Annotated in this window: 1 protein-coding gene; it reads left to right on the top strand. The window is 45.8% G+C overall.

Annotation, left to right across the window (positions count from 1 at the left end; genetic code table 11):
• On the top strand, positions 1-3,537 hold a 3,537-nt coding region (locus VN105_RS08905), incomplete at both ends, for a DUF6443 domain-containing protein (RefSeq protein ID WP_325639986.1).

Raw genomic sequence — 3,537 nt, 5'->3', positions numbered from 1 at the left:
GATACCCTTGTTATTAAGGATGAAAAATTCCGGAATGATGCCTTTGACTGGAAATCGATCAATAACAAGCTTGTAAGTAACGTTGTTACTTTCGGATTGTACAGGGATTCTACTTACCGCATTGATAAGCCTTTCAAGTGTGAGCTTGATCTGAAAATAGAATACTGGAGTCAGCCCGACCAGGACGATCCCATCACCATTGAGCATGCGCGGTTGAATATCGATTATGATACTGCGTGGCTGGCGCCCTACCAGGGAGAAAACATTTATTCTTTTACCAACGCCTATAAGGTAAAATTAACGGTCAACGATATCACGAGCAAAGAGCTGGGGACCGATCTGCCATCAATTTTTTCGTTGAAAGGAGAAGTAATAGTAGACCGGCAATATACCTCCGGTAAGGAAGAGGAATTGTCGATGACAGCATTTTTTAAATCCGGGGAAACGGAAGCTGCTCCCAAAAAACAGGGAAGGGCGGCCATGATGCCCATGGGTGCTACAGCCAATACGCCGCCTTTAACAGGTATTATAAACGTTAACTGGAACGAGATCATACCCGGTCAGGAATATGACCTGGAGTGGACCTATATTGACGATGAATCTACCAATGGTCAGTTTATTACTGCAAACCGCTCCTCGATAACGGATGCGCAACTGGAAGCAATGTTCCGGAATAATTCCACCCGGATCACCACCGATCAGCATAATTACGATATTACGCTTTTACATAGCAGCAAATATCTGTTACTCCGTATCCGTTATGTGATCTATGTGGATGGTTTCCGGGAAGAACATCCCTGGGTTTACCAGGTAAAGCTGGCAAGCGGAGAGGTGGCGAGGGTACTGGATCTGGATTGGCATCAACGAGGCTTTAACTGGCAATTCAGCGCCAGTTATGCAGAGGGCGGGAAGAAGAAAGAAGTGGTCAGTTATTATGATGGGATTTTAAAGAACCGGCAAACGGTTACCATCAACAACACGGATAAGAATGCAATATTGCAGGAGAATGTGTATGACGAGTATGGAAGGGTAGCAGCCAATATTTTGCCTGCACCTATTAATGCGACTGCTTTAACATACTATGGAAGGCAAAATCTGAACATCCTCAACCAGGTATATTCCTACAAGGATATTTACAACAACAGCACAGGTAGCTGCGTTGTAAAGCCAGCGCCGTTGGGAACAACAGGAGGAGCCGGTATGTACTATTCATCCGCCAACCCTTTTAAAGCGACGGATGCATCGATGAACTATGTTCCTGATGCCAACGGGTACCCTTTTGCCATTACTGCTTATACCAATGATAATACAGGTCGTGTGCGGGTAAAGGGTGGAGTGGGAGATGTAATGCAGCCTAACCAGGACGAAGCCTTGAATCATGCAACCAGGTACTTCTATGGAAAGCCTGTACAATGGGAGCTGGACCGGCTGTTCGGGTCGAACGCGGGAAAAGCTTCGCACTTTTTGAAGAATATGACCATTGACCCCAATGGGCAGATCAGCATTAGCTATCTGAATGCTTCCGGTAAGCCGGTGGCCACAGCTTTAAGTGGTGGATCGCCCGGTAACGTGTTACCTCTGGCTTCAAAAGGGGTAACAGAACTGGTGGATGTGCCGGTCCTGGAACCCGAGTCTTTTGTGTTTGATCAGCAGGAACTGAAATTGAGGGGGGCCGCTACTTATCTCTGTGCGGTGCCGGATCATAATGCCAGTATCAGATACCGGATAGATAAGCTGATTAAAAAGTATAAAGAGAATGCGGTGGAGATCTGCAGTAACTGTTACTATGAGTTGAAGATTGATGTGTATGATGATTGTAATAACAAGGTAGATGCGAATATTACACCGATTAAGATAGGCAGTCTTACGTCCAACTGTGCGGACGATGGGAGTGTAGAAAACAGCTTTGTAGTAGACCTGGGAAAGGCCGGCGAGTATACCATCCGCTTTGAATTATCGCTGAACCCCGATGTCATTGCTGCCTATACCGACGACTTTATCAGGCGTAACACCAATTTGCAGCCGGAGTTCTATTTTATTATCAACCAGTTGAGAACGACCGATTTCTCCGGCTGCGTGAGTGATTGTCATACCTGTGAAGTAGCGCTGGGTACAAAAGCGGAATTTCAACAGAAGGTATGGCAGCGAATTGCCGACAATCAGGTGAATGCGACCTTGTACACCAATGAAATAAATAACTGGAGCGGTCCTTTGTACGACATATTGAAGATGAGGTGCACTATTGCCTTGCTGAATTGCGTACCTGATCCATGTAAGGAGTTAAAAGAAACCCTGATGCAGGATGTAAGTCCGGGCGGACAGTATGCGCAATTCGACAGCTATGGCCGGCCGCTGGAACAGGCTGTGAATATCCTGGCAATTCATTTCAGAACAATATTCCCGGTCGATACTGTTGGTGGTTCCAGTTATGAGTCAACCAGGATCATCAATGTTGATGGGGTAAGCATATCGCCCTGTGATGCCAATTTTACATTGGAAGACCTGGTGAAGAACTGGAGACCGGAATGGGCAGATCTGTTTTTGCCATATCATTGGGAGTATTGTGCACTGGAAAGCTGTGAAAGCCTGTCTGCCGTGAAGCGTTGGGATGAAAAGATCACTTCCCTGTGTTTAAAAGCATCGGACCTTCCAAAATATGTGGGTAGTAATTATGATCGTAATAATCCGACCTGGTTATTGAATGCCGATCCTTTTGCAACAAACACCGCAGCGCAGCCGTTCATTGGTAGTTTTGTGAACGATCTAAACAATTATTCCAGGAACCGGACGCCGTTTAAAAGCAGTACGTACAACACCAAGAATATCTGGCAGTATGTTGATTATCTGCTTTACTGTGCCGACAGCACGGGGAATACCAATGCGACTACAGATGTGACTTTTGTTTCCCGTTGGAATAACTGTGTACCACAAACGCAGTGCCGGGTACCTGACAGGGAATGGCTGGCTTATGCGGAGTATTATTTCCAGTTGAAGGAGATCTATTATCAACGTATCCGCGATGCCAGGTGCGGTGATATCTGTAAAATAGGTCGACCGTTGCCGATGCTGGGAGAAAGTTGTGCCACCGTGTCTGACTTTTCCTTTGCAGAAGATACATTGGGCAACTGTGGTAGTGGGACAAAGCGCGTGCGGGTTAATTTCGAAGGAAACCGTTTTGTTACGGAAACGCGGGTGGCTGTTACCTATTCCACAGGGACAACCAATACTTCTGAGATATTAATATTTGGTGAAGGAGATCGATACAAGACGATATGCATTCCACAATATCTTCCTTTGAGTGTGTTAAAAGTAGATTCGGTTTATTGCAGGAACAGTGGGGCTGTGTCTTTCCCTCCGAAAGCGGCGGTTGCAGTGCCATGTAGGACGGATTATACCTTGACAACGGGTACTATAATACATAGTACATTAGGTTACAAGATAACATTTTCGTCTCCTCTATCCACTGATGTGGAGTATGTATTTATTCTGAAATTCGGGTCAGGCGATACAGTTACTGTTAAGATGAACCCGCCCGAT

Source organism: Chitinophaga sp. (assembly GCF_035564935.1).
In the GTDB taxonomy this organism is placed as follows: domain Bacteria; phylum Bacteroidota; class Bacteroidia; order Chitinophagales; family Chitinophagaceae; genus Chitinophaga.
This window is presented reverse-complemented; position numbering and strand designations above follow the sequence as displayed.